Here is a 25,715-nt window from a genome sequence, read left to right as displayed (position 1 = left end):
TCGTCCTTCCGGTGCATTCCATGCCAACCATCCGCCTCGACAAATTTGAAGTCTGGTTCGTCACCGGCAGCCAACATCTCTACGGCGAAGAAACGCTCCGCGAGGTGGAGCAGCACTCGATGGCGGTGGCGGCGGCGCTCAACGACGCCGCTCAGATCCCGGTGCGGGTCGTGTTCAAACCGGTACTGACGACCCCTGAGCAGATTCGCGACGTCGTGCTCGAGGCCAACTCGGCGCCGAACTGCATCGGCCTCGTGGCGTGGATGCATACCTTCTCGCCGGCGAAGATGTGGATCGCCGGACTGAAACTGCTGCAAAAGCCGCTGCTCCACCTGCACACGCAGTTCAATCGCGACATCCCGTGGTCGTCGATCGACATGGATTTCATGAACACGAACCAGTCGGCCCATGGCGGCCGCGAGTTCGGATTCATCGGCGCGCGGCTGCGGTTGTCACGCAAGGTGGTTGTCGGCCACTGGCAAGATGAGGACGTGCTGCAGTCGGTAGGCGTCTGGACCCGCGCCGCAGCGGCTCGGCACGATGCGCTCACCGCGCGGATCGCCCGCATCGGCGACAACATGCGCGAAGTGGCCGTCACCGAAGGGGATAAAGTCGCCGCACAAATTTGCCTCGGCTACTCCGTAAATGGCTACGGCCTCGGCGACGTGGTGAAGTACATCGACGCCGCGGAAGAGGGAAAGGTCGATTGGCTCTGCGGCCAGTATGAGGAGCAGTACCAACTCGCCCCCGAGCTGCGCCGCGACGGCCACCGCCGAGAATCGCTGCGCGACGCTGCCCGCATCGAGTTGGGCCTACGGCAGTTCATCCAAGACAACGGCTTCGTCGGCTATACGAACACGTTTGAAAATCTCCACGGCATGAAGCAGCTGCCGGGGATCGCGTCGCAACGGCTGATGGCCGACGGCTGCGGCTTCGGCGCCGAGGGAGATTGGAAGGCGGCCGCGATGCTGCGGGCGGCGAAGGTCATGTCGGCCGGGTTGCCAGGCGGCACGTCGTTCATGGAGGATTACACCTATCACCTGCCGCAAGGGAACCAGCAGGTGCTCGGCGCCCACATGCTCGAGATCTGTCCGTCGATCGCCGCCGCTCAGCCTTCGTGCGAGATCCACCCGCTGGGCATCGGCGGCAAGGACGATCCGGTGCGGCTCGTGTTCGACGCGCCGCCTGGGCCGGCGACGAACACGGCGATCGTCGACCTCGGCGATCGCTTCCGGATGGTGCTGAGCGAAGTCGACGTGATTGCCCCCGAACAGCCGATGCCGAAACTTCCAGTCGCCCGCGCGATGTGGAAGCCGCGGCCCGATCTGAAGACGGCCGCCGCGGCGTGGATCCAAGCGGGCGGTTCGCACCACCCGACGTTCAGCCAGGCGCTCACAGCCGAGCATTGGGAAGACCTCGCCGACATGTGGGGGGTCGAGTTCGTCGTCATCGACGAGGCGACCCGTTTGCGCGATTTCAAAAATATTTTGCGATGGAACGACGCTGGCGTGTATCGCCGGGCGTAGCGACGATTGAAGGAACGGCCGGCATCTGTCGCGCCGCCCTTCGCCTTTTCTTCGTTCTCTTTAGAAATCCTCCTCTTCACGACGCGCGGGAATCCCTGCATGGAAACGCTCGATTGGGTGGTCGTCGGCCTCTACTTCATGTCCGTGGCCGGGTTGGCCTGGTGGGTCATTCAGAAGAACAAGGGAACCGCGACCGACTACTTCCTGGCCGGTCGGCATTTGCCTTGGTTCCTCGTCGGCGCGTCGATCTTCGCGTCGAACATCGGCTCGGAGCACGTCGTCGGCCTGGCCGGATCGGGCGCCACCGACGGCGTCGCGCTCGCTCACTACGAGTTGCACGCTTGGTGCCTGCTCGTGCTCGCGTGGGTGATGGTGCCGTTCTACATGCGGTCGATGGTCTACACGATGCCCGAGTTTCTCGAGCGCCGCTTCTCGACCAGCGCCCGCTACATGCTGTCGATCATCTCGCTCGTGCTGTTCATCATCTCGAAGGTGGCGGTCGGCATCTTCGCCGGCGGCGTCGTCTTCCGCACGCTTCTCCCCAAGCTATCGCTCGACCTCGGCTTCATGGTGATGGATAGCTTTTGGATTGGTTCGATCTTGGTGCTGATTCTCACCGGCATCTACACAATGCTGGGCGGTATGCGGGCCGTCGTGTACACCGAGGCGCTGCAGACGATCATCCTGGTCGTCGGGTCGGCGCTCTGTACCATCTTCGGCCTCAAGGCGATCGGCGGCTGGGAGAAGCTGCGCGAAACGGTCGGCGACGAGATGTTCAATCTCTGGAAGCCGATCGTCCCCGAGGGCGTCGAGGGAACCTGGGCCCCGGAAATCGTGAAAGACTCCGCCGGCGAAGTGGTGCGCCAGGCGTGGTACTTCAACGGCGACTACCCGTGGCTGGGGATGATGATTTGCGCCCCGGTGATCGGCCTGTGGTACTGGTGCACCTGCCAGTACATCGTGCAGCGGGCGCTCGGCGCCAAGGATGAGCGCGAGGCTCGCCGAGGCTCGATCTTCGCCGGCATGCTCAAGCTGCTGCCGGTGTTTCTGTTCATCATCCCCGGCATCATCGCCTTCGGCCTAGCGAAGACGGGCACGACAGGGATGACGGGCATGATTGGCCCCGACGGCAAAGCGATCGCCGAGCAGGCGCAGAGCGCCTTCCCGCAAATGGTGCTCTACGTCCTGCCGCTCGGGGTGCGCGGCATCGTCGTCGCCGGGCTATTGGCGGCGCTAATGAGCTCGCTCGCGGGCGTCTTCAACGCGTCGTCGACGCTCTTCACGATGGACATCTATCAAAAGTATCGCCCCGAATCGTCGCAGGCCCACCTCGTGTGGGTTGGGCGGATGGCGACCGTGGTGATGGTGCTGATCGGCATTGCTTGGATCCCGGTCATCAAGGGAGCCAAGGGGCTGTACGACTATCTGCAAGGCGTGCAGGGGTATCTGGCGCCGCCGATTTTCGTCGTCTTTTTTCTCGGCGTGTTCTGGAAGCGGCTCAACGCGAAGGGGTGCATGGCAGCGATGCTCGTCGGCTTCGCGCTTGGTATTTTCCGCCTGGTGGTGGATACGCCGGTGAGCCTGAAACTCAAAGGTTATGAGAATGGCTACACGCCCGACTCGTTCCTGTGGATCGTCAACAACATCTACTTCCAGTATTTCAGCATCCTCATCTTGCTGGCTTCGATGATTGCCATGATCGTGGTAAGCTACGCGACAGCCCCGCCGGACGAACGACAGATCGAGGGGCTCACGTTCGCCACAGTCACGGACGAACAGAAGCGGGAATCGCGGGCCAGTTGGTCGGCGGTCGACGTCGTTTCTTCCGTGGCGGTCCTCGCGGCCATCGTGGCGGCCTACCTCTATTTCACTGGATGATGCGGCGCTCGACGCCTCGCCCCGGAGGGTGCGGCTAGCGTCGCCTACACGCTAGACGCAAAAGATAGACCTCGCGATGAAAATTCTCGTTACGGGCGGAGCAGGTTACGTCGGTTCTCACGCTGTGCGACTGCTGACAAAGGCGGGGCACGACGTTTGGATCTTCGACAATCTCATGAACGGCTACAAAGCCGCCACGCCGGCGGGCCGGTTGATCGAGGGCGATCTGCTCGACCAGAACCGCTTGGCCGAAGTCTTTGCTGAACGTCAGTACGACGCCGTAATGCACTTCGCGGCGCTGGCCTACGTCGGCGTCTCGGTGACCGATCCGGCGACCTACTACCGCAACAACGTCGTCGGCACGCTCAACCTGCTCGATGCGATGCGGGCGGCGGGCGTGAACAAGATCGTCTTCAGTAGCACGTGCGCCACCTACGGCACGCCCGACAAGTCGCCGATCACCGAAGGGATGAAGCAAGATCCCATCAACCCGTACGGTTACACGAAGTTAGTGATCGAACGGGCGCTCGACGACTACGCCCACGCCTACGGCCTTGGTTTCGCGGCGCTCCGGTACTTCAACGCCAGCGGCGCCGCCGAGGATGGCACGATCGGCGAGGATCACAAGCCTGAGACGCATCTCATTCCGCTGATCTTGCAGGTGGCGCTTGGCCAGCGGCAAGAGATCACCGTGTTCGGCGACGACTACCCGACGCCCGACGGCACGTGCGTTCGCGACTACATCCACGTCGACGATCTGGCGACCGCGCATCTGGCCGCTCTTGAACGACTGCAGCCGGGCAAGGGGTTGAAGCTCAACCTCGGCACCGGCGCCGGCGCGAGCGTGATGGAAGTGATCGACGCTTGCCGCCGCGAGACGGGCCATGCGATTCCGCATAAGATGGCGCCGCGACGTGCCGGCGATCCGGCGGAGTTGGTGGCCGACGCCTCGCTCGCGCGGAAAACGCTCGACTGGACGCCGAAGTACGTCGGCATCGAGCCGATCGTGAAGAGCGCGTGGAAGTGGCACAAGTCGCACCCCAACGGCTACGGCGGCTGAACGCCCATGGAACGGCAGCTTACCACGGCGCCCCATGGCCACATTCTCACCAACGCCAACGTTTGGTCGCCCGATGGCGAGTGGATTGTGTACGATGTCCGCAGCGATGCGGCCGGCAGCGTGTTCGACGGAACTCGCATTGAGCGCGTCCACGTAGCGACGGGGCGTGTGGAAGTCCTTTACGAGAGCCAACGCGGCGCGTGCTGCGGCGTGGCGAGCTACTCGCCGGTCGACGATCGCGTGGCGTTTATTCTCGGGCCGGAAGATCCGACGCCCGATTGGGAGTATGGGCCGCATCATCGGCAAGGCGTGATCGTCGATAGCGTTCACCCGCAACAAGCAATAAACCTCGACGCCCGCGACCTGACGCCGCCGTTCACGCCCGGCGCGCTCCGCGGCGGGACGCACGTCCATATCTTCAGCGGCGATGGGGCGTGGGTCAGTTTTACTTACGACGATCACGTTCTGACGACCCGCGAGGCGACAGGACAGGGAGATCTCAATCAGCGGAACGTCGGCGTCGCCGTGCCGCTCGGCGCGGTGAGCGTCCCGCGGTCGCATCCGCGAAACCATGACGGCGAGTTTTACTCGACGCTCGTTACCCGCACGGTGCGGCAGCCGCGACCCGGTTCGGACGAAATCGCGAAGGCGTACGAAGAGGCGTGGGTCGGCCTCGCTGGCTACGACCGCGTCGATGGTTCGCACCAAGATCGATCGCTCGCGTTTCTCGGCGATGCGATTGATGAGCAGGGCAAACCGCTCACCGAACTGTTCATCGTCGACCTGCCACCTATGCACGCGATGCGAAAGGCGGGCGACGGGCCGCTCCAGGGTACGCCGACACTGCGGCCGCAGCCTCCGCTCGCGGTGGTGCAGCGGCGGCTCACCTCTACGGCCGACCGAAAGTTCCCTGGCATTCAGGGTGTGCGCCACTGGCCGCGGAGCTCGCCCGACGGCTCGCGGATCGCCTGCCTGATGCGCGACGACGATGGCGTCGTGCAGCTGTGGCTCGTCTCGCCCAACGGCGGCTCGCCGCGGCAGCTTACGTGCGATCCGTGGGACGTCGCCTCGGCGTTCACCTGGAATCGCGACGGCTCGACGATCGCCTACGTCGCCGACGGCAGCGTGATGCTCGCCGACGCGGCCACCGGCGAATCACGACGGCTCACTCCGCCAACGGATGCCGTCCAGGCGCCACGCCCCGAGGCGGTCGTCTTCTCCCCCGATGGTCGGCAGGTCGCGTTCGTCCGGCAAGTTCCAGCCACCGATGGGAGCGTTTGGAACCAATTGCACGTTGCCGACGTAACGTAATCTGGAGCCTCACTCCCCAGTTTTCGGGAGAAACTGAGGCGTCGTGACGACTGTCCCCGCGTCCGGTGGCCCTCAAAAACCGCAACCAGCGACCGGTTTTTCCGGTAAAACGGGCGGGCGAACCGCAAATCCCCAGCAAAAAGCCGGACGCTTTTCCGGGCCCCAACTATAATCAGGACTCTCGGCGCCTCTTCTCAGCGGGCGGCCGAAGCGCGGAACACCATCGATTCACTTTCACGAGAGCGGCGCAGAGGCATGCTTACCCGAATTGGCCTGGCTACGGTTCTAGCCCTTCTGACCACCACCGGGGCGTTCGCCCAAACGATGCGGTTCAACACGAGCGTCGGCTCGTTCGACATGGAGTTGAACCCCAACAACGATCCGAACCTCCAGCCGCTGGTCGACAACATCGTCGCCTACATCGGTCTGGGCAAATACCACTTCAGCTCGGTGAATCGCGCGGCCGACGGCAACGCCGGCACGGCCGACGACTTCGTGCTGCAGATGGGCGGGTTCATGGGCTTCCCCACGAACCCCGATTTCTGGGCCACCATGAACAGCTCGATCGAGAAGCTGAATGACGGCGTCGTCGTCGACGCCGACGGCGACGGGCAGGTTGATTTCAGCTCGATCTCGAACACCCGCGGCACCGTGTCGCTCGCGCTGCAGTCGGGTCAGCCCAACAGCGGTACGAGCAGCTTCTTCATCAACCTTGGCGACAACAACTTCCTCGATAGCCAAGGATTCGTGCCGTTCGCTCGCATCAGCAACATGTCGACGATCGACAAGATCATGCAGCTCAATCAGCGCGACCTCGCCAGCGAGCTCGGCCAGACGGGCAATCTCGCCCTCAGCGACGTACCGATCACCGCAGACGGCAATATCGTCGTCGTGAAGAGCGTGCAGGTGGTGAATGCGGCGTCCGACTTCTCGTTCGTCGGCCCAATCATGAACCACCTGAAGCTCGTCGCCGCCAACGAAGCGGCCGCTGCGGCCGCCGCACAAGCGGCACTGTTGGCTCCGCCGGTCGATCCGCTGGCGGCTCCGCCAGTTTCGGCAGTACCGGAGCCTTCGACCGTCGCCCTCGGAGCCTTGGGGCTCCTCGGGGCCTTCCTGTCGAGCCGTCGGAATCGTTCGGCTCGCTAGGTCGTCATCCAACATTCCGTTCGCAACTCACCGGCCTCGGTCCCGACTACGGAGTCGGGATCGGGCCGGCGTCGTTGGTAATGGTCGGGCTGATGTCCATGGCGCCGTTGTTGCGAGCCTCAACCGTGGCCAGATCTTCAACACGGAACGTTCCCGATACACGCTCCAGGTTGAAGGGGTCTTCCGTCCCGCTGTTGCCGTTGTTGTCGTTGAGGTTCAGACGCATGGTGGCTGAGCTGTTCGTCCGCACGGTGAGTGCTCGGCCAGTGGTCGCGGTGCTGTTGTCAAAGTTGTTGTTGGTGACCGTGGCATTCACCGTACCGGCGCCGTTCGTCTGAATACGAGCCGCAGCGGCCGTGGTGTCGTTGTTGCTGAAGGTGCTGCCGTCGACCAACAGGTTGACCGTCTTGCTGGCGCCACCGCTGGTGGTGATTAGCAAGGCTTCGTCGTTGCTGCTGTTGGTGAACTGGTTAGCTCCGTTGACGGTAACGTTCGCGGTGCCGCTGCCGTTGATGTCGATATGGACGTTCTGATCAGCCGTCGTGTCGATCGTGTTGCCGGTCAGCGTCAGGCGTGTCGTGTTGGTGACCAGCGAACCGCGATTGTAATCGATGCCGAGGGCCCCGGTGTTGTTGATCACCGTGTTGGCGACGGAGATCGTCGAGGCGACGTTGGTGGTCAGATCGATGTTGATGCCGTCGCCGCCCGAACCGGTGATGGTCATGTTGTTGACCGCGAGATTCGCTCCGCCGATGACCGCGATGGCATCGCCAGTTTGATTGGTGAGCGAACCGCCGTTGATCGTGACCGTCCCGCCAGTGACATCATCTAGCACCACAGCCGTGCCGCCGCCGGTCGATGTAACCGACTGGAAGGTGACGCCCGCCGAGCCGACTTCGACGTCTGTGAGCGACAGAGCGACGCCGTTGGCCGTGGTAATTGTGTTACCAGTCCCTTGAACTGTGAGATTCGCGGTATTGCTGGCGACGAAACCAGTGCCGGCGCCAGTCGTGGTAATGTCGATCGCGTCAAACCGCACGCCGCCGGTCGTATTGTTGGTGAGCGTGACGGCGTTGTTGGCGCCCGTATTGAGCGTCGTTTGACCGGCGAAGCGAATCGTCGTGCCGCTGTTGCCAGTCACGAGGATGCCGTTCTGAGTACTGTCGATCGTCGTGTTAAACGTGATGCTGCCGCCGGTGTTGTTGTTGATCGTGACCGGCCGTCCGCCGCCAGAGGCGACGTCGATGTCGCCGCTGATGGTAAAGGCTTGCAGGTCGCTATTGGCAATCGTGACAGCCGAGCCGGCGCCACTGTAATCGATGTCGACTTCGCTGAAGGTGAAGGTGGCCGCATCGTCGGCAGCGTTGACGTTGATAACCGGCGTGGCGCCAGCCAGGGTAACCTTGTCGTTGAAGATGTAGGCGCCATTGGCGTTGTCAAACTGCAGACCATTGCCGTTGGTGGCGTTGATCACGCCAGCGTTGGCGGTCAGCTCGTTGAAGGTCAACGTGCCGTTGTGCTCGTTGGTGACGTTCAAGACCGTGGCATTGGTCGTTTGCGTGACCTTGCCGGTCAAGGTCATGCTCGCTTCGCCGCCGCTGAAGGCGATGGCGGTTCCAGTGGTATCGGTGATTTGAGCATCTTGGAAAGTAAGCGTGCCGTCGGAGTCGACGACGTTAATGGCCTGCGAGGTGCCAGTGAGCTTGACGGTATCGGTGAAGATGTAGTTGCCGTCAGCATCGTCGAACTGCAAGCCGTCGCCGGTCGTGGCGTTGATCACGCCGTTGTTGGCCGTCAGTTCGACGAAAGTCAACGTCCCGGTGTGGCCGCCCGTGACGCTCAAGACCGACTGGGCGTTGGTAGTCTGCGAGATCTCGCCGGTGAAGTTCAGGTTCGCGGCGCCGTCGTTGACAACGATCGAATCACCGCCCATTTGCTGGATCTTCGTGCCAGTGACGGTGTGCGTCGCGGCGCTGTTGTCGAGTTTGATTGCATACGCTGTTCCGACGAGGCCGCCGGTGATGACGTTGTCATCCGCGTTGGCCGAGTTGCTGAGCGTGACGCTACCTTGCGTACCAGCCTCGAACACAAGGAGACCGCCGGTGCCAGTCGTGCCGCCGTTCCAGTCGAAGTTGTTGATCGTGGCGGCGCGTTGGTTCTGCTGCAAGTTGATGCCGACGCCGTGGCCGTTCGTGCTGGTGATGTTCGAAATCGCTGTTGCGTGCGAGATCGTGGTTTCGCTGGTCGTCGAGGTCAGGCGGATGTCGTCTCCGCCGACGTTGTCGAAGGTGACCTTATTGATCGTCGGAGCAAACCGCGAACGGGTCGTGCCGTTGGCCAACGTCTGCGTCATGTCGGCAAGATCGATGCCGTGGCTCGTGGTGTTCTTGACGTCCAAGTTGTTGATATTAACCGCAGCAACGCCATTCGTGCCCGAGATAATTGCGCTGGCGCCGCCGTCGAACGTGAAGTTCGAGACTTCCATCTGAGCGAACGCTTCGCTCACCTGGTTGCTGCCAGCGAGCGTGACCGCAGCCGAGCCGGACGAGTTCTGCATCGTCGGCCGGGTGGCGTTGAGAGCCCCAGCGAACGTTTCAGGCAGCGTGACGGTTCCCATCTGCTGCGTGACGACCGTGTGCGAGACGCCGCCGCCTTCGCCAAGGAAGCGTTGCTCGTCCTGGAGGGACAACGACTGGCCAGCGTAAACGTTGGCGCCAGTTTGAGCGTGCACCAAGATGATGTCGCCCTGCTGCGAGCCCGTGCCGTTCGCGCTGTTGATCGAGGTGTACGGATTCTCCACCGTACCGTCGCCAGGCGACGAGCTGGTGAAGTCGACGTGGACGATGCGAATGTCTTGCCCATCAACGTCGGTGAGGTTGATGGCGCCCTGCTTTTGCACCTGCGTCGTGGCGATGTAGTTGTTGCGGTACACCTGCTCCCGCATCCGGTCGGCCAGCGTGTGGACCCACGACGTCGGGCCGGCACCGGTACGACCAGGCGTCCAAATCACCTGGAAGACCGTGTTCGTGCCGAAGAGGTCGTCGTCTTGCACGCCGACGTCGACGGCGAGGTCGTTGGTCACGTAGCCGCGCACGCCGCCCTTGGCGCCCATCTCGCTGACGTTGTCGCCATCCATCTGATAGCCGCCGGCGTAGATCCAGGCGTTGAGATCGAAGATGCGAGGCGCCGCTTCGAAGTCGACGACCCGCAGGGCGACGTCGCTCGGAATGAGGGTCGCGATCGACAGGAAGTTGCCCGAGTAGCTGATGGTGTCGGTGGTGATCACCGTGTCGCCCGACTTGACGTTCTCAAGCGGGATGTTCGCGTTGACGCGGAAGTCGATCTGCTCGCCCAAGCTTTCGAAGCTCACGCCGAGCTGGTTGTAGTAGTTGTTGAGCGTCGTCTCTTGGCCGTCGTACCAACCGGTGAGGCCGAACACGCGGGTGTCGCCGGTGAGCAGACTCGGGGCCATCCAGCGGAAGCCGCCGCCGAAGTCCATGCCGAACTGGCTTTCGTTCGACACGCGGAACTGTCCGTCGAGGAAGCCGATGGCATCGACGAGATCAACGGCCATACGACCGCCGAAGGCCGTCTGCGAGGCCTCCATGCCGTAGCCGCGGGTCTGATGCCAGAGCCGCAAGGGGGTGGTGCCGTTGTAAATCCGTCCGCTGGCGGACGACTCAAAGGGCAAGCCATCGGCGCTTTGCGCGTTCGCCGATGAGCCGCACGCCAGCAGCGCCAGCATTGCAGCGGTCAACCCTAGGTGGCGTCCATGCCAATCGCCGTTGAAACAACTCGACACGACAAACTCCTTATGCCCTTGGCACCCGTTCCGCAGCCGACTTGGCCGCTCTTTCAGGCCGTACGATCCGTACAATCCGCAAAGTCGGTGCAGCTTACTGGGTCTGTATCGGCGTCCCTTAGCACTACCAACAGTCGAACTCTCTCAAAATTGGTTGTTTGGGAAGGAAATTCGGGCGCCAGCGTCCTCCGCAAAGTGGTCTGCCGAAATCTGACGCTGTTTCCTATCCTCCGCGTGGCGCGAGGCCGGCGGACAGGCCTGAAAGGGACGGTCGAACCCTGCGGAATGGGCGACCGCGGCCTTTGAGCTGCGACTTTTACCGTGTCTACGGAAGGATGCGACGATGCGAGTAGTGGGACGATGGACGGCTGCGGCCGTGCTGGGATTGGGGTTCGCCGCGGGATGCAATCAATCGACCGGAGTCGTTGAGCAACACTCGACCGGCGCCGTCGCCGTCATCGATCTCGACGCCATCGCCCAACGCCTCGGCAGCGACAAGCAAATCGTCGATTCCATCGCTCAGCGGCAGTCGTCGCTTAGCCAGCAACTGGTCGACCTGGCGAAGTCGTACAACGAGCAGATCGCTGACAAGAAGAAGACGCTCGGCGAAACGACGCCTGAGCAAGCCGAGGTGACGGTCGCCAGCTGGCAAAAGCAGGCGAACGCCAACCTGAATAAGGTGAAGCAACAAGCCGAGGCCGACCTGAAGAAGCATCAGGCGACGCTGATCGCCCAATTTCGCGAACAGATCAAGCCGGTCGCCCGCCGGGTCGCCCAAAAGCGGGGGCTGACAGTGATCGTCACCCGTAACGACAACGTTCTCTACGACGTCGCCCCTGGCGCCGACATTACCGAAGAGGTGCTCAACGACCTGCTGGCAGCTAGCCCAGTCGCTTCGGCCGCCACCGCAAAGCCGCTACAAGCGGCCGCCGCGCCGATCGACGCCCAACCGGCCGATCAGCAAACTCGCTAGCGTGTTTCAGCCCCGGGCTCCGCCCGGGGGTTGCCTCACGCGCGACGATGCGTGCCGGAATGGTTGCCCACCCCCGGGCAGAGCCCGGGGCTAGAGCTCCCCACACGCGGCGCCATCGCCAAGGCTTACCAACTTGGCGGTACGATTGTCGAATTTCTCCCTCCAGCGCTCCGACACGTCGACTCGGCGCGGGTAATGATTGCTAGGCGATGACTCGCGGTTGAGTCTCGCCTGGCAAGAAACTCGCGCGAGACGCGCTAGGAGGCTACTCGGATGGAACGGAAATCACTCGTCGCCCTATTGGCGGTTGCCCTAAGTACGGTTGGATGTACGTCGCTCTGCCGACGCAACACGCCGGCGCCAACTCAAGCCTGCATCCCAATGTGCCCGCAAGTCTGCCCGCAGGTCTGCCCCCCCGGCACGGTTCCGGTTGGCGGCCAGGGCGTTAGCTACGGCATGCCGATGATCTACGGTCAGTAAGCCGCGAGTTCGACGGCCGCCCCGATCTTGCGCGTCGCTTCGAACAGTTCGTCGGGACGAATCGGCTTGGCAATGTAGCCATCCATGCCGGCGGCTTCGCATTCCGCCGTGAAGCCGACGAGCGCGTGGGCCGAGAGCGCGATCATGTGCGTTCGCGGCTGACCACGCTCCGCCTCGATCGCGCGGATTCGCCGTGCAGCGCTAAGACCATCGAGTTCCGGCATCTCGATGTCCATGAGAATCAAGTCGAACGCCTCGCGTTCAAACAGCTCGACGGCCTGCAAGCCGTCGTCGGCGATCGACGCGGTGTGGCCGCAGAGTTCGAGCAGGCCGCGAGCGACTTCCTGGTTCACCGGGCTGTCGTCCGCGACGAGAATGCGCAGCGGCCGCTGTTCCGCCAGGGACGACGACGAATTCATCGTCGCCTTGGCTGGCTGACTGCCGCGCGAGGAAATCGACTGGATCGTCGCGCGCACTTCGGACAACTTCGCCGGCTTGATGAGCACATGCTCGATGCCGAGCCCGCGACAGCGGTCAGCCGCTTCGACTTGGCCGGCTGGAATGAGCATCACGATCGCGGGGCGACGTTCCTCCGGCGCGAGCGTCAATTGTTCGACGACGTCCCATTCGTCTTGGCAGGTAGCGTTCAGGTCGATGAGCGCGAGCTTCGCCGTCGAGGCGCCGCTGAACTCGCCCGTTGCCAATGCTTGGACCTCGACGCCGCATTGCTGCAAGATCTCGCCGTAGATCATGCGCGAGTGGGCGTTGCTGCTCACTAACAGCGCCTCGCCGGCAAGTGTCGACGCCGTTGCTACTGCGGGAGCGAATTCCGCGTTCGTGGCGAACGGAATCTCGCAGAAGAAGGTGCTTCCCTGGCCGAGTTCGCTCTCGAGCCAGATCCGGCCTTCCATCAACTGCACGAGTTGCATCGAGATCGACAGCCCCAGCCCAGTACCGCCGTAACGCCGCGTCGTCGAGCTATCCGACTGCCGGAACGCTTCGAACACCGCGTCGATCTTGTCTTTCGCGATGCCGATGCCGGTGTCTTGCACCGCCATCCGCACGACCGCTCGCCCATCTTCGCGACGGACGAGGCTCACATCGACGAACACCTCGCCCTCGGCGGTGAACTTGACGGCGTTGCTCACCAGGTTGACGACAATCTGCCGCAAACGGCTCGGATCGCCGAGCAAGCCTTCCGGCACGTCCGGCGCAATGCGACACAGCAGTTCGAGCCCTTTGCCGGTCGCCGCAACGCCGAGCAGTCGGGTCGCTTCGGCCACGACTTCGCGGAGGTTGAGCGGAATCGATTCAAGCTCCATCCGGCCTGCTTCAATCTTCGACAAATCAAGAATGTCATTGAGCAGCATCAGCAAGGCGTTCGCAGAGTCCTTGACGACGCCGACGTAGTTTCGCTGCTGATCGCTGAGCGGCGTATGGAGCACGAGCTCCGTCATGCCGAGCACGCCGTTCATTGGCGTGCGGATTTCGTGGCTCATCGTCGCCAGGAAGCGGCTCTTCGCTTGGTTGGCGGACTCGGCCGCAAGCTTGGCGCCGATAAGTTCTTCCTCGGCCGCGCGCAGTTCGTTCGCGGTCCGTTCGAGTTCGCTGTTCGAAATCGCGAGTTCGCGAGCCCGCGACTCGGCGGCGGCGGTCCGCTCGGCGACGCGTTGCTCCAACGACGCATTGAGTTGTTGCAACTCGGCGAAGCCTTCGGCGTTCTCGAGCGCGGCGCCGGCGATCGTCGCCACGAAGTCGGCCAAACGTTCTTCGTCAGGGCCGAACAGATCGCGAATCTGATCGTGCGTCACGTACAAGCAGGCCACCGCCCGCCCGCGGACGTAAATCGGCACGCACAGGACGGAGCGCTCGGGGCCGTCGTCGGCAGTACTATCCGCCGCTTCGTCAACGCATGCCAAGGCCCGCCGCGCGAGAAGCGCGCGATCGATGGCCCGCTGGCAGGTCGCCGTATGCGCGGCCGGCACGCCGGTGAGGTCGCCCGTCTGATCGATTGGATCAAGCGGAATCACATAGCAGCGTTCGCCGCGCAGCAGCCGCAGCGCTGCGCCGCGCGCTGCTTCGTGAATAGTATCCGCGGCGAGGCCCGAGGCGATTTTACGGCCCGAGTCGAGCACGGTATCGAATCGATCGACCAACGAAAGATTGACCGCCTCGCGATCACGCGACGAATCGACGTCGGTCGCCACGTCTCCTTGCGCGGCAAGTTCCGCAAGCAGCGTTTCGCCTTGGCGAGTGTGGAGTTTAGCGTCTGGCCAGTCTGCCTCGAGACCGATTTCGCCTGACGCGATAAGCGTTCGCGCGAGCTCGCGACGTTCCTTGAGCTTCGTCGCCGAGCTGATCGCCCAGGCGAATATGCGGCGCGACTTCCGCATCCGCCCTTGCATCGCCAGGACCACCGCATACTCGCGAAGCGCCTGCGGCACGTCGTTCGCGCAGAGGAAGCGAGCGTTGATCGCACGCCGAGCGAAACGCGCCGACTCGGCTAGTAGTTGGTTTCGCCGCTGCGGCGTCAGTTCGTGCAAATGTTCGGCAAGGAGCCGCCGCCCCGTCGCCGCCCACGCTAGCGCCGGCAGCGTGTAGGCGTTCTTCACGCCGACGTCGGCTGCCACTTGCACCGCCTGGTCGAACGCTTCGACGGCGCTATCGAGGTCGCCGCCGGCTAGCCGGCACACACCCTCGGCCAACATGAGCTGGCAAGTGCCCTGCGCATCGGTGCGCGGCCGCTTCAGTTCCGGATCGATAATGTGCCGCGGAACAGCGCCCGTTGAAGCGCGGCTCCAGACGTCGAGAATGATTCCCGACGCTTGCTCGTCGCCCGTTTCGAGCCCCGACTTGTGATTGAGTTGCGCCTCGTGCACCGCGCCTTGCAGGTCGCCGAGATAGTAGAGCGACCCCGCAATTTGGTAGCGGGCCATGTGGATCTGCCAGTAGTCGCCCATCCGCTCAAGGATACGGATCGCCATGCGGCACTTCTCGATGCACTCGTCGAACCGCGACGCGGCAAATAGCGTGATGCCGTAGAAAACCAGCGATTGCCCCTGGCCCCACAGATCGCCCATGTCTTTCCGCAGATCGAGCGATTTCTGCGCGTACGCCACGGCGCGGCTGTAGTAGCCGACGAGGGTCATCGCAGGAGCGTGTTCAGAGTACGCCTGAGCTAGCTCGGCGCTCGGCAGCAACCGTTCGCCAAGGTTGATGTTGCGCAAGTGGGCCCACAGGACCATCTTCACGTTGCGCGAGTACCAATAGCCGTGCGCGAGATTGCTTAACTGCCGCAGGGCCAGCCGTTCAGCGTCGTTCGGCTCGCGCTTGATTCGGTACAGCATCATCCGCGGGAAGAGCGTGTGCAGCACCTGCACGGCCCCTTCCCAGGCAAGCAACAAGCAGGTGATCCAACCGCGCCGCGGCACATATCGATTCAACAGCCGCAGCGATTGTTCGAAATCGCGGATCGCGGAATCCATGTCCCCGCGTTTAAACGACAGTTCGCCGATCTTGCTGCGAATTTTTGCTTTCGCGAGACCGTCGTCCGCCAGCTTGTCCGCCGCTTCGAGGAATTCGCCGGCCTGAGCATATTTGCCCCGCAGCAACAGCACGTCGCCGAGGCCTTCCACAATGTTGAACCGCACCGCATCGTTCTGCGCCCCGCGCAGGGCGATGCGATACTGCTGCTCGGCGACTTCCAGAGCGTACTGCGATCGCGCCTGATCGGCGGCCCGTAACGCGAAGGGGAGGGCGTTCGCGCGATCGCCGGCGGCGTCGAAGTGATAGGCGAGCTCCGAATAGCGCTCGGGTGAGTGCTTGAGCAGGTATTTCGCCGCCCGCTCGTGCCGCTGCTGCCGTTGCTCAGCCGGCAGGCGATCGAGCAATGCGCTGCGAATTTTGTCGTGGATGTAAACGCACTGGGCGCCGTCCGGACGAATCCACACCAGTTGCCGTTGGCGGGCTTCGTTGAGCGCGGCAATCGCGTCGGCGGGGCTCATCGCCGAGAGTTCCGCCGCCATCTCAAGTTCAAACTGCTTGCCCAAGACGGCGCCGGCCGACAGAAACTCGATCGTCTCCGGCGGCAGCAAATCGAGACGACGCGTGAGGAACGACGCTGCGCGACTCGACGAACCGGCGTCCGCCATCGCTGTGGCGTCGACCGCCCAGCCTTCGGCCGCGGGCGTGAGGGCCCCGCATTCGACCAACCCCCGCAACACGGCGGCGGCCATGAAGGGGCTGCCCTCGGCAAGCCGAATCACCGCGTCGATTGCTTCGGCCGGCAGCACGCCCGCCATCGATTCGATCAGTTGCTGTACTTCCTCCGCTGTGAGCGGCGGAAGTTGCAGATGGGCAGCAGCGTTGAACCTGCGGAGCAAATGGTCTTCGGCAACTTCTTCGGCACGGAAAGCAACGACGAGCAGCACATGCCGGTGGAAGCCTGGTCGCAGTTCGCCGTCGGTGTGCCAACGGCGAATAAGTTTGAACGTCAGTTCATCTGCCCATTGGCAGTCGTCGAGCAAGATCAACGCAGGAGCCTGAGCCGAACCAATCGCGTCGAGGAAATGCGAGAGGGCCTGAATCGTCCGCGCTTCGCCCGTCTCTTCCGGCGCCGTTTTGTTAGCAGCATCGACTTGCAGCACGGTCGCGAGCGCCGGCAGCGCCGCGGCGACCGCATCGCAGTAACCGCCAAGTTCTTCGCGCACGCGAACCGCGAGTTCTGGACGCGACTGCACCGCTGCGAGAAACCCCTCGACGATGCCATCGAGCAGGTTGAACGGCCGCTGGGCGACGTCGCTCGTTCCTTGCCCGCGGAGCACCCAGCAGCCGCGCCGGGCAGCGCGACGAAGCGTCTCCGCTAATAATCTTGATTTGCCGGCGCCCGATTCGCCTTCGACGAGCGCGACCGCTCCGCGCCCCGAGATCGCCCGTTCGATCTGGGCGTCGAGCGCCGCCACTTGCTGCGCGCGGGCCACAAACGCCGGTTCCGTCAGCGTCGCCCGCCGGTCGCTCACGCCGATGACGACGCTCGGTTCGTCGACGCCGGCAGCGAGTTGCTCGGCAATCGCCTCGAGGTCGGCGAGCGCTGCTTCCGCCGCTTGATAACGATCGCGGGGATCTTTCTTGAGGAGCCGCTCGACCAGTTCTTCAATCGCCCGCGGCACATGCCCGCGCCCCTCGGCGCCGCCAATCGGCGGCACCGGCAGGGTCATATGTTCGAACAAGATCGCGCCGACCGAGTTCCCCTCGAACGGCGGCCGACCCGCTAGACAATGAAATAGCACGACACCGGCCGAGTACAAATCCGACGCCGCCGTCACGTCATGGTCGATCGACCCCGCCTGCTCGGGCGAAGCGTAGAGCGCCACATCGAGCGGCTGCCGGTTGAGCGGAGCATCTGGCTCGATCGCTCGCGTAGGGCCGAAATCGACGAGCGTCGCCCGGCCGTCGGCCTCGCGGTCGCCGAGAATCAGGTTCGCCGGCCGCACGCTGCGATGGAGAATTTGGCTGGCATGCAGGTCGCGAAGAGCCGACAACAGCGACCGAGCGAGGTTAATCGTCTCGGGGAGCGTCAGCGGTCCCGCTTTCAGCCGCTCTTCCAACGGCATGCCCGGAAAATACTTCCAAGCCACGAAGACTGTCTCGCCATCGCGGCCGAAGTCGACCAGCGGCGCCACCCAGTCGCTGTGCAGGTGGCGAATGACGCCGGCCTCATACTCCAGCCGCATCAACGAGCCGGGAGTGTAGTTGGAAATAGGCGCTGTCTTCAAAACGACGGTGTCGATTGTTTCGACATCGCTCGCCGTATAGATATCCATCCCTTGGCGATGCCCAAGCCGCCGCTGGCGCGTAAATCTCCCGGCAACCATTGGCTGAACGGCCGATGGTTCGTCGTCGCCAGGATGGGTGGGCGTGCTAGGCATCGTCACAAGTCGAATACAGGGGAGTGGTTAACGATTCTTGGCTTCGCGGGCGCCATGCTGGACGTTCGACGTGCCAGAGCAACTGGCAAGTGCGCGCAAGCGCCCCCAGATTGCTCGCCGAAACCCTACCTTTTTTCCTGCAGCGCAAACGGCGCCGATTGTGCAAGGCAAGCCGATCGTAGGAGGTCAAACGTGGCGGTAATGAGCAATGTGGCAAAAATGCCACAATAAAAGTTGCGTGGTTCCGCTCACCTGTCAAAAATAAGTCTCGTGCTCTGACAAGGGTTTTAGGGCGAAGCTCTCTCATTTCGATAGTCGCACGCTGGCTGAGTCGGCGAATCGAATGAGATCTTATCTGCAGGCCGCGACAAGGCTGGATCGCAACCTGCAGCTTCGAACGGACGCAAGTTACTGCACAACCAGATCCGCACATCGGTTGTCGTTGGAAACGACCGGACAATACACGGTTCCGTTTAATTGCGTTCTAGTACGCGGTCGCTAAGCCTCCGAGGCGGCGATACGGTCGTGCTGCGCACGGAGAGAGCAATGCAGAAACTCCGCTTTGACGCTGCCCACGAGACGAAGCTGTTCGACGTCACCTGGGAACAAGATCGCGCGACTCGACTTGAGCCGATCGAATTCACGAAACTCCTACGGGAGCAAGTGCCGGTCCTCGAATTCGTGAAGTGGGAAATCAAAGAGGTTGATCAGGGCGCCGCTGAAACGGTGCTGCCACTCAACGCCCCCTCGACCAACCAGCACTTCACGCACCAGGCCGCGTTGCTGGTACTGGCCGCAGACTACACTGGCGGCGTCGCGCTCGCCTCGCTCCTCACCGGCTGGCCCGTGCTGGGCGTTCATCCGGTCACGTCGCGCTACTCGGTCTCGATGTGGCTGCTGAAGGTCGACATCAAGTTCCTCCGCCCCAGCGTCTCTGATCTCACTGTCACGGCTAAGATCGATCCCGATCTGCACGAACGAATCCAAAAGCGGTTCTTCGAGGGCAAGACGGTCGTCGAGACGATCGCCATCGAGTTCCGCAACGGCGACATTCCCGTGGCCGAGGCGACGGCGACCTATTTTGCTCGCCAGTCGGACAAGCTTCGCGCCGAAGGGATCTCCACTGAGCGAGTTAACACGCTCTACCAGCTCAAACTGACTTCTTCCGCGGAAATGATCGCCGGCGTCCGCGCTCGCGAGACCGGCGGGCTGTTCACCGACCCGTACGCCTTCCACATGGCCGGCCAACACGGCGTTGCGATTGCCAATCGTTTTTGCGATCGGACGCCGCAACTCGGCGGTATGGTCGCAGCGCGAACGCGGCATCTCGACGACGCGCTGAAAAACTACCTCCGCGCCGGCGGTCGACAGATCGTCAACGTCGGCGTCGGCTGGGACATGCGAGCGTTCCGCCTCGACTTGCCGGAAGGGACGACGCTGTTCGAACTCGACTTCCCGACGACGCTTGAAGAACGTCGCCGTCGACTCGCCTCGGCGGAAGTCGTCGAGCAACCAGGCGTCGCGCGCGTCGAGATTCCGATCGACCTGCGAACAATGTCGCTCGCCGAGGTCGTCGCCGAGAAGGTTGATCTCGATCAACCGGTCTTCCTCGCCTGGGAAGGGATGAGCATGTACTTCAGCGAGGAAGAAGTACGCGACATCCTCACCGGTATGCGACCGCTGCTCAGCCATCCCGACAGCCTGCTGTGGCTTGATCTGGTCGATCGTGAACCAGTGGAGACCCCCGAGAATTTCCCAGCGTCGATTCAGCAGTTCATGCGCGGGATGCGAATTCTCGGCGAGCCCTTTACTTTTGGCGTCGACGACGCGGAAGACTTCTTGCAGTCCACTGGCCTCCGCTGTTTGGAGACCGTCACCTCCGACCTCTACCTGCCCGAGAAGGACGATCCAGTCTACTCGGTCTACCAGTTCTGTTTGGTAGGCCGACAGGCGGAACACGCCGACGAGACGCCGCTGACGTTCCAAGCGGCCCGCTTCGACGGAGCGACGACCAGCATCGCAACGCCGCACTTTGCGATGAACGGCCACGCCACGGCGCGCAACGGCAGTGCAGGAGCGATGAACTCAGTGGCCGATCTCCCACGACAGCCGCGTTAGCTTCGAGGGTTACCGCACCGGCGACGAGCACTCGCAGCCTTGCTTCGGACCGAGCAGCTTTGTAAAGCTGATCGCCGCGGCATGCGTCTGGTCGTAGTGGACGCTGTTGTCGAAGTCGCCGCCGATCAATTGGCTGGTCGTCTCGTACTCGTGCGAGCCGAACGAGTACATGTACGCGAGGTTCACGTTCCAGTCGCGGTACATCCAGCCGTAGCCCATCGACACGGCTTGTTCGAGCGCGGCAGGGATGAAGACGGTCATCGTCGACGCCGGACTGGGGTTCCGGTGGTAGACGTAACCGGCCCGAATCACCTGCCCGCCGTCGAAGTGGTACTCGTAGCCGAGCCGCGTCGAAACGCTATCCTGCCAGAGTAGCGGGAACTGTTCGGTGATCGGTGGGAACGCAGGATTGCTCGGGTTGGTCAGCGTAATGTCGAACGAATCGAACGCATCGGCCCAGTTGAACCAGATCACGTCCGCCGAAACGACCTGCCGTGACGTCAGCTGCTGACGCACGCCCAGGCCGACCGATTGCGGCCAGGTGATTGTGGCGTCAGTGTCGTAACTGCTGGAACCAAGCGGCGTGTCGACCGTTGTGATGCCGCTCGCCTCGATCTTGCTGCGGCTTTGGTACGAGGCGCCGATCGACGTGCTGTCGGTCAGCTGGTACTGTACGCCGGCCGACCACACGAGGGCGAAACCATCGACCTCCATATCGAGCAACGTCGGCAGACCGGGAGCGGTTGGCCCTTGCAGCGTGTACGGTCCCTCGAAGTTTGCGAACGACAGGGCCGGCCCCATCGTGGCGCCGAACGACAGCCGCTCGGTCGGCGTGTACGAAGCGCCAAACAACAGCTTCGAGAGCGAGCCGAATGACTTATAACGTTGCGGCCCGGGAAACGGCGCTTGGCCTTCGAGATTGAAGATCGAGCCGAAACCAGCCGGCGAGAAGATGCCGGCGCCGAAGGCCCACTCGTCCGACATCTTGCGGATATACGAGATCTCGGGCAAGACGTAAAACTGATGCTGGCCGACAGTGTCTGGGTTGTTGGCGTCGGAGTATTGGAACTCGGTCCATAGCCCGGTGGCGCCGAGTTGGAACATCCCCTCGCTTTCGATCTGCCCCATCGCGGCGGGGTTGTCGTGGAGGATGGAACCGTTGTCGGCGAAGGCGATGTTCGTACCGCCGCGTCCGATCGTGAACGCCGAGACGCCGTCAAGGATGATGCCGTCGGCTGCCGCGGGCGCAGCGCACGATAGGCACAAAGCGGCCCCTGCCAAAATTCGCCGAGGGCGTCGCACGGAGCCTCCTTTGCCGCCGAGGTAAGTCGGCAGCCATCCCTAAAGTCTAAACAGTGCAGAGCTTTAGGGGTGAAGATCGGCAAACCAGACAGGCTGCGCGCAGGCAATTCCAGCAGTCGCGTCGCTCAAATCGACGGTGCTGGCGTCGACCTTGCCGATTGAGAAAACTCTCGGGCGAACCTAGACGAGAGCCGGCTCCGGCGGAGCCGATTCGCTACGAGTTTCCGCAGCGAGCATCGGCTCGTCGAGGGTCTCGGAGATCCGTACAACTTCCTCTTCGCGGCGCAGGAAGGCCTCGACCACGTCGGGGTCGAACTGCGTCCCCATGCCGTCGAGAATTATCTGCCGAGCCTTTTCGTGACTGAACTTCGGCTTGTAAACCCGTTGGCTACGCAACGCGTCGTACACGTCCGACAGTGCGGTCAATCGGCCGCAGAGGGGAATCTGCTTCCCTTGTAGGCCGAAGGGGTAGCCGGTGCCGTCGAAACGTTCGTGGTGCGTGAAGGCGATGTCGCGGGCCATCGTCAGGAACTTGGCGTCGGGATGGGCCTTCGTCGCCGCAGCGAGCGTTTCGCCACCGATGGTGACGTGCTGCTTCATAATCTCGAACTCCTCCTTGGTGAGAGGGCCCGGCTTGAGCAGCACGCTGTCGGGGATGCCGACCTTGCCGATATCGTGCAGCGGACTGGTGAGGTACATCAGCTGGACGTAATCGCCGTCGACGACGTCGCGGTACTTGTCCCAGGTCGAAAGTTCCTCGGCCAGGATGCGGCAATACTCCCGCATCCGTTCCAGGTGCAGCCCAGTGTCGGTGTCACGCGATTCCGCCAACTTCGCGAGCGTGAACAACATCACGTCCCGGCTCTGCAGCGAGAGGATCCGTTCGCCGGTGCGGAGGCGGACTCGCAGTTCGCTCGGCTGGAACGGCTTCGTCAGGAAGTCGTCGGCGCCCGCTTTGAGCCCCTCGACGACGTGCTCGGCGCCGTACGAAGTGATCAGAATGAAGAAGATGTAGCCGCTCCACTGGCGGCAGCGGATCTGCCGGCAAAGTTCGGGGCCGCTCATCTCCGGCATCTCCCAGTCGGAGACGACGATCGAGTACTTACCGGTGCGAATGAGATGGAAGGCCTCGCGCCCGTTCGACGCGACGGTCACTTCGTAGCCAAAATGGACCAACGTGTTCGCGAGGAACTCGGCGGAAACCACGTCGTCGTCGACTACTAGCACATGCATCGCAGGAACCCGTCAAATGGTGCGGTGATCGCGGACGCCTCGCTTAGGGCGTCGCCGCCATGGCTGGCAGCGAAGACTGGGAGGCGTCGTTGGTCAGGATGGCCGTGCAATCGTTCCACTCCTGGCGGAACTGAACGAAGCGAGCAGCCAGCAGGTCGGTAAACTCTTTATTCGCGGCGGACCACAGTTCGTTCGCCCGTTGGCTGAGATTCGTGGCGCCGGCATTGGCGCAGGCGCCTTTGAGGCGATGGGCAATTCGTTGAACGCGCGGCAGGTCGGAGCATTGAATCGCTTCTTCCAGCTCGACGACGTCGGCCTCGCACCGCGATTGGAAAATCGTCAAAATGCGTTCCACAAAGTCCAAATTCCCCATGCAACGACTCATCAAGTCGTCGACGTTGATCACTTTGGCCAAGGCATCGAACTGGGTGGTGGTCATCTCAGTAACCTTTGAGAAACGCATCGCGACTTGATTAATGACGCGCACATCGACAAATACCTATAGCACCAATACGCTATGACCGTCGCATGCACGCCAATCGCTAAGAAACTCTAGTACACGCGGTGCGCAGGACGAGGCGGGGGAAATAACGTTGTATGGCGGCAATTTGAGGTAAAACTGCCTCAAATCAGGTGAAAAAACGAGGAACCGGCCGCAATTTAGGCAGATGCCGGCGTTGCGAGGGTCGCCTCCGGCCTCTCGCGTGTCGCACAAAAGGGCAGCCCGGTCGTAACGGACATGCCGGTCGCAACTGTCGCTCGCATGGGGCGACGCCCAAGCGACCGCAAAACGCGGGACACTGAGCCCATCATAAAAGCCACCGGCTCCGCCGGTGGACGGAGTAAAAGTGACGCGAACTAACACGTCGTCCACCGGCGGAGCCGGTGGCTTTTACCGTGCGTCAACGCCGACAACTTGGACGGAAACGCTCAGCCCCTTGAATGCGTTCCCAGCGCCGAACCAGCCCCCTGCGATCGGCATCGCCTTGTCTTGCTCGCGGGCCACGGCGACCGACACATGCTCGCTGCCGGCAAGCTTATTGTTGGTCGGATCGTAACCGCGCCAACCGGCGCCGGGTAGGTAGATCTCGGTCCAGGCATGCGTGGCGCCATGCTGCCCGTCGGCCATCTGGATGTAGCCGGTGACGAAGCGAGCCGCGAAACCCCAATGACGGGCCGCTTCCATCATGAAGACGGCGTAGTCGCGGCACGAACCCGACCCCAACGCCAGCGTTTGGCAAGGCAGCTGCACCCCCGCCTCTTCGCGCGGGATATATTGAAAGCCCTCGAAGATGCGAGTGTTGAGCGCCAGCAGCAGGTCGGCGGTGTTCGCCAATTGCCCCGGCCGATAGAGATCGAGCAGCCACTTCTGCAGCGCGGGCCCATCGTGCGGGTAGCTCGGTAGGCGGTACGGGACGATCTCCACCTGCTCATCGGCGCCGTATTGAAACGGATACTGAGCCGCCGACGGGTCGATCGCGCAGTCGATTGGCCGATCGTCGAACAGGTCGACGGCCATCTCCGAGTGAATCCGCAGCTCGGAGCCCCGCTCCAGGAACTCGATCACCGCGATCGAATTGCCGTACACGTCGCGCAGCCAGCGGACCTTGGCTGCGGGCTCGATGGCGAGTTCCATCGCCGCGATGTGGAGATCGTGCCCCTCGCGCGGCCGAATCATCGCCCGATGAGGCCCGAACTCGACCGGTTCGTGATACGAGTAGTGGGTGTCGTGGATGATGCGGATGCGTTTCATCGTCGGCCAAAATCGAGGCGGCGGGGGAGGGGAGCGAGTGATTCTAAAGCCGCCGCTGGTGCGGGGAAATGGCGGGACCGCCGCCGGGACGTTCTCGCCGCCCGGAAAGGCTGACGCGGCCCGCTGCTTGAAGTAATATAAAAGTCCCTCTGAAACTTGCTGATCACCGGCGCAGGAGCCCTGCCGTGCGTTTTTCGACTGCCGCGTTTGCCTCGATCGTTTGCAGCTCCCTCGCCCTGAGCGCCGTGGAGGCCCGTGAGTGGGCCGACAAGTCAGGCGAGTACTCGTTGGAGGCCGACCTGGTGTCGTTCGACGACGAGGTGGTGGTGTTGCGGCGCGGCGATCACGAGCTGGCGGCGTTCGCCATCGCCGACCTCTCCGACGCGGACCGCGAATACCTTAAGTCGAAGGAAGCCGGAGAAGGTTCGGACAAGTCGCTCGACGCGACCCAGGAATGGACGCTCAAGAGCGGACTAACGATTAAGGGGAAGGTCGTCGATTTCGCCGATCGCGACGTGACGATCGACCGTCGTCGCAACCGGATCTTCGTTAACGACCGATTGATGAACAATCTGCCGGAGTTCTATCAGCAGATCGTGCCGCAGATCGTCGCCCACGAAGGGAAGATTGCACAAGCCAATGGCCGCGAACTGCGTCGGTGGTTAATCGCCGAGGGCGACAAACCACAGACGTTCCATGTGCAAGGCGTCGTCATCGAGGCCGAAAGCGGCGATGAGTTTGCCGTGCCGTTCTTTTTGTTGAGCGACGCCGACCTTAAGCTCCTTCAGCCCGGCTGGGAAAAATGGCTCGCTGCTCACTCGAAGCAAGATTATGAATCTGAAGAAGACATCGGCTTCTTGCTGCGATCGCTCGCCGCCGCCCGTCAACAAGACGAGCAAGTGCAGCGGCAAATCGCGCTGCTGCAGCTCAACATGCAGGCGATCCAGGCCGGCGTCACCTCGCTGTGGGAAGTGACGCTCTATCCGGCTGCCGGAAAGTTTGGCCCTCCGCTGTGGGTCGTCGTCACAGGCCGCAACAATCTTGAGGCGGTCGACGCCGCGATGAAGCAATATCCGGGACACGTGGCCGGTCCGGTGCGGCGCGTTTCTCGCCGGCGCTAAAGCTGGCCGCCGTGCGTTCTAGCCCCGGGCTCCGCCCGGGGGGCGGCATCCATTCCGATCGGCATTGCTGCGCGTGGTTCGACCC

Annotated in this window: 15 protein-coding genes; 9 read left to right on the top strand and 6 right to left on the bottom strand. The window is 62.8% G+C overall.

The window, feature by feature from the left end; all coding sequences use genetic code 11:
- The first annotated feature begins 20 nt into the window (after positions 1–20).
- The 5 genes from araA to ACQY7R_RS24715 all read left to right on the top strand — a co-directional run bounded on the left by araA (position 21) and on the right by ACQY7R_RS24715 (position 6,921).
- A complete protein-coding gene (gene araA / locus ACQY7R_RS24735; RefSeq protein ID WP_428308224.1) occupies positions 21–1,526 on the top strand; it encodes an L-arabinose isomerase in 1,506 nt (501 codons plus the stop codon).
- Positions 1,527–1,625: 99 nt separating this feature from the next.
- On the top strand, positions 1,626–3,404 hold the full coding sequence (locus tag ACQY7R_RS24730) for a sodium:solute symporter (RefSeq protein ID WP_428308223.1): 1,779 nt from the start codon (positions 1,626–1,628) through the stop codon (positions 3,402–3,404).
- Positions 3,405–3,480: 76 nt separating this feature from the next.
- Entirely contained in the window at positions 3,481–4,464 is a 984-nt protein-coding gene (gene galE, locus ACQY7R_RS24725) for a UDP-glucose 4-epimerase GalE (protein ID WP_428308222.1), read from the top strand.
- Between the two features lie 6 nt (positions 4,465–4,470).
- Positions 4,471–5,775 (top strand): DUF3748 domain-containing protein, encoded by a 1,305-nt coding sequence (locus tag ACQY7R_RS24720; protein WP_428308221.1) that lies wholly within the window; start codon positions 4,471–4,473, stop codon positions 5,773–5,775.
- Between the two features lie 255 nt (positions 5,776–6,030).
- Entirely contained in the window at positions 6,031–6,921 is an 891-nt protein-coding gene (locus ACQY7R_RS24715) for a peptidylprolyl isomerase (protein WP_428308220.1), read from the top strand.
- Positions 6,922–6,967: 46 nt separating this feature from the next.
- Here ACQY7R_RS24715 and ACQY7R_RS24710 read toward each other — a convergent pair whose 3' ends face one another.
- Complete coding sequence (locus tag ACQY7R_RS24710) at positions 6,968–10,723, bottom strand: beta strand repeat-containing protein (protein ID WP_428308219.1); 3,756 nt, start codon at positions 10,721–10,723, stop codon at positions 6,968–6,970.
- A gap of 343 nt (positions 10,724–11,066) precedes the next feature.
- Between ACQY7R_RS24710 and ACQY7R_RS24705 the strand changes: the two genes are divergently transcribed.
- Together ACQY7R_RS24705 and ACQY7R_RS24700 are read left to right on the top strand one after the other, a co-directional pair.
- A complete protein-coding gene (locus ACQY7R_RS24705) occupies positions 11,067–11,696 on the top strand; it encodes an OmpH family outer membrane protein (RefSeq protein ID WP_428308218.1) in 630 nt (209 codons plus the stop codon).
- 273 nt (positions 11,697–11,969) lie between these two features.
- Positions 11,970–12,176 (top strand): hypothetical protein, encoded by a 207-nt coding sequence (locus ACQY7R_RS24700; RefSeq protein WP_428308217.1) that lies wholly within the window; start codon positions 11,970–11,972, stop codon positions 12,174–12,176.
- On the opposite strand, the gene ACQY7R_RS24695 is transcribed toward ACQY7R_RS24700, so the two are convergent.
- Positions 12,170–18,103 carry an ATP-binding protein gene (locus ACQY7R_RS24695; protein WP_428308216.1) on the bottom strand — a complete coding sequence of 1,978 codons (5,934 nt, stop codon included), beginning with the start codon at positions 18,101–18,103 and terminating at the stop codon, positions 12,170–12,172. The genes ACQY7R_RS24700 and ACQY7R_RS24695 overlap by 7 nt on opposite strands.
- A gap of 546 nt (positions 18,104–18,649) precedes the next feature.
- Here ACQY7R_RS24695 and ACQY7R_RS24690 point away from each other — a divergent pair.
- Positions 18,650–20,221, top strand: a complete 1,572-nt coding sequence (locus tag ACQY7R_RS24690) for an SAM-dependent methyltransferase (RefSeq protein ID WP_428308215.1) — start codon at positions 18,650–18,652, stop codon at positions 20,219–20,221.
- A 9-nt stretch (positions 20,222–20,230) separates the two neighbouring features.
- On the opposite strand, the gene ACQY7R_RS24685 is transcribed toward ACQY7R_RS24690, so the two are convergent.
- From ACQY7R_RS24685 to ACQY7R_RS24670, 4 genes are all read right to left on the bottom strand, one after another.
- Positions 20,231–21,523 carry an OmpP1/FadL family transporter gene (locus ACQY7R_RS24685; RefSeq protein WP_428308214.1) on the bottom strand — a complete coding sequence of 431 codons (1,293 nt, stop codon included), beginning with the start codon at positions 21,521–21,523 and terminating at the stop codon, positions 20,231–20,233.
- Between the two features lie 180 nt (positions 21,524–21,703).
- Positions 21,704–22,756, bottom strand: coding sequence for a response regulator (locus ACQY7R_RS24680; protein ID WP_428308213.1), 1,053 nt, complete (start codon positions 22,754–22,756; stop codon positions 21,704–21,706).
- A 43-nt stretch (positions 22,757–22,799) separates the two neighbouring features.
- Entirely contained in the window at positions 22,800–23,195 is a 396-nt protein-coding gene (locus tag ACQY7R_RS24675; RefSeq protein WP_428308212.1) for an Hpt domain-containing protein, read from the bottom strand.
- A 453-nt stretch (positions 23,196–23,648) separates the two neighbouring features.
- On the bottom strand, positions 23,649–24,509 hold the full coding sequence (locus ACQY7R_RS24670) for a transglutaminase family protein (RefSeq protein WP_428308211.1): 861 nt from the start codon (positions 24,507–24,509) through the stop codon (positions 23,649–23,651).
- A 185-nt stretch (positions 24,510–24,694) separates the two neighbouring features.
- Here ACQY7R_RS24670 and ACQY7R_RS24665 point away from each other — a divergent pair, with 185 nt between their 5' ends.
- Complete coding sequence (locus ACQY7R_RS24665; protein WP_428308210.1) at positions 24,695–25,630, top strand: SHD1 domain-containing protein; 936 nt, start codon at positions 24,695–24,697, stop codon at positions 25,628–25,630.
- Positions 25,631–25,715: the final 85 nt, after the last annotated feature.

This window comes from Lacipirellula sp. (assembly GCF_965279485.1).
In the GTDB taxonomy this organism is placed as follows: domain Bacteria; phylum Planctomycetota; class Planctomycetia; order Pirellulales; family Lacipirellulaceae; genus Lacipirellula.
The sequence above is the reverse complement of the archived record's forward strand: the minus strand, read 5'-3'. Positions and strand labels throughout refer to the sequence as shown.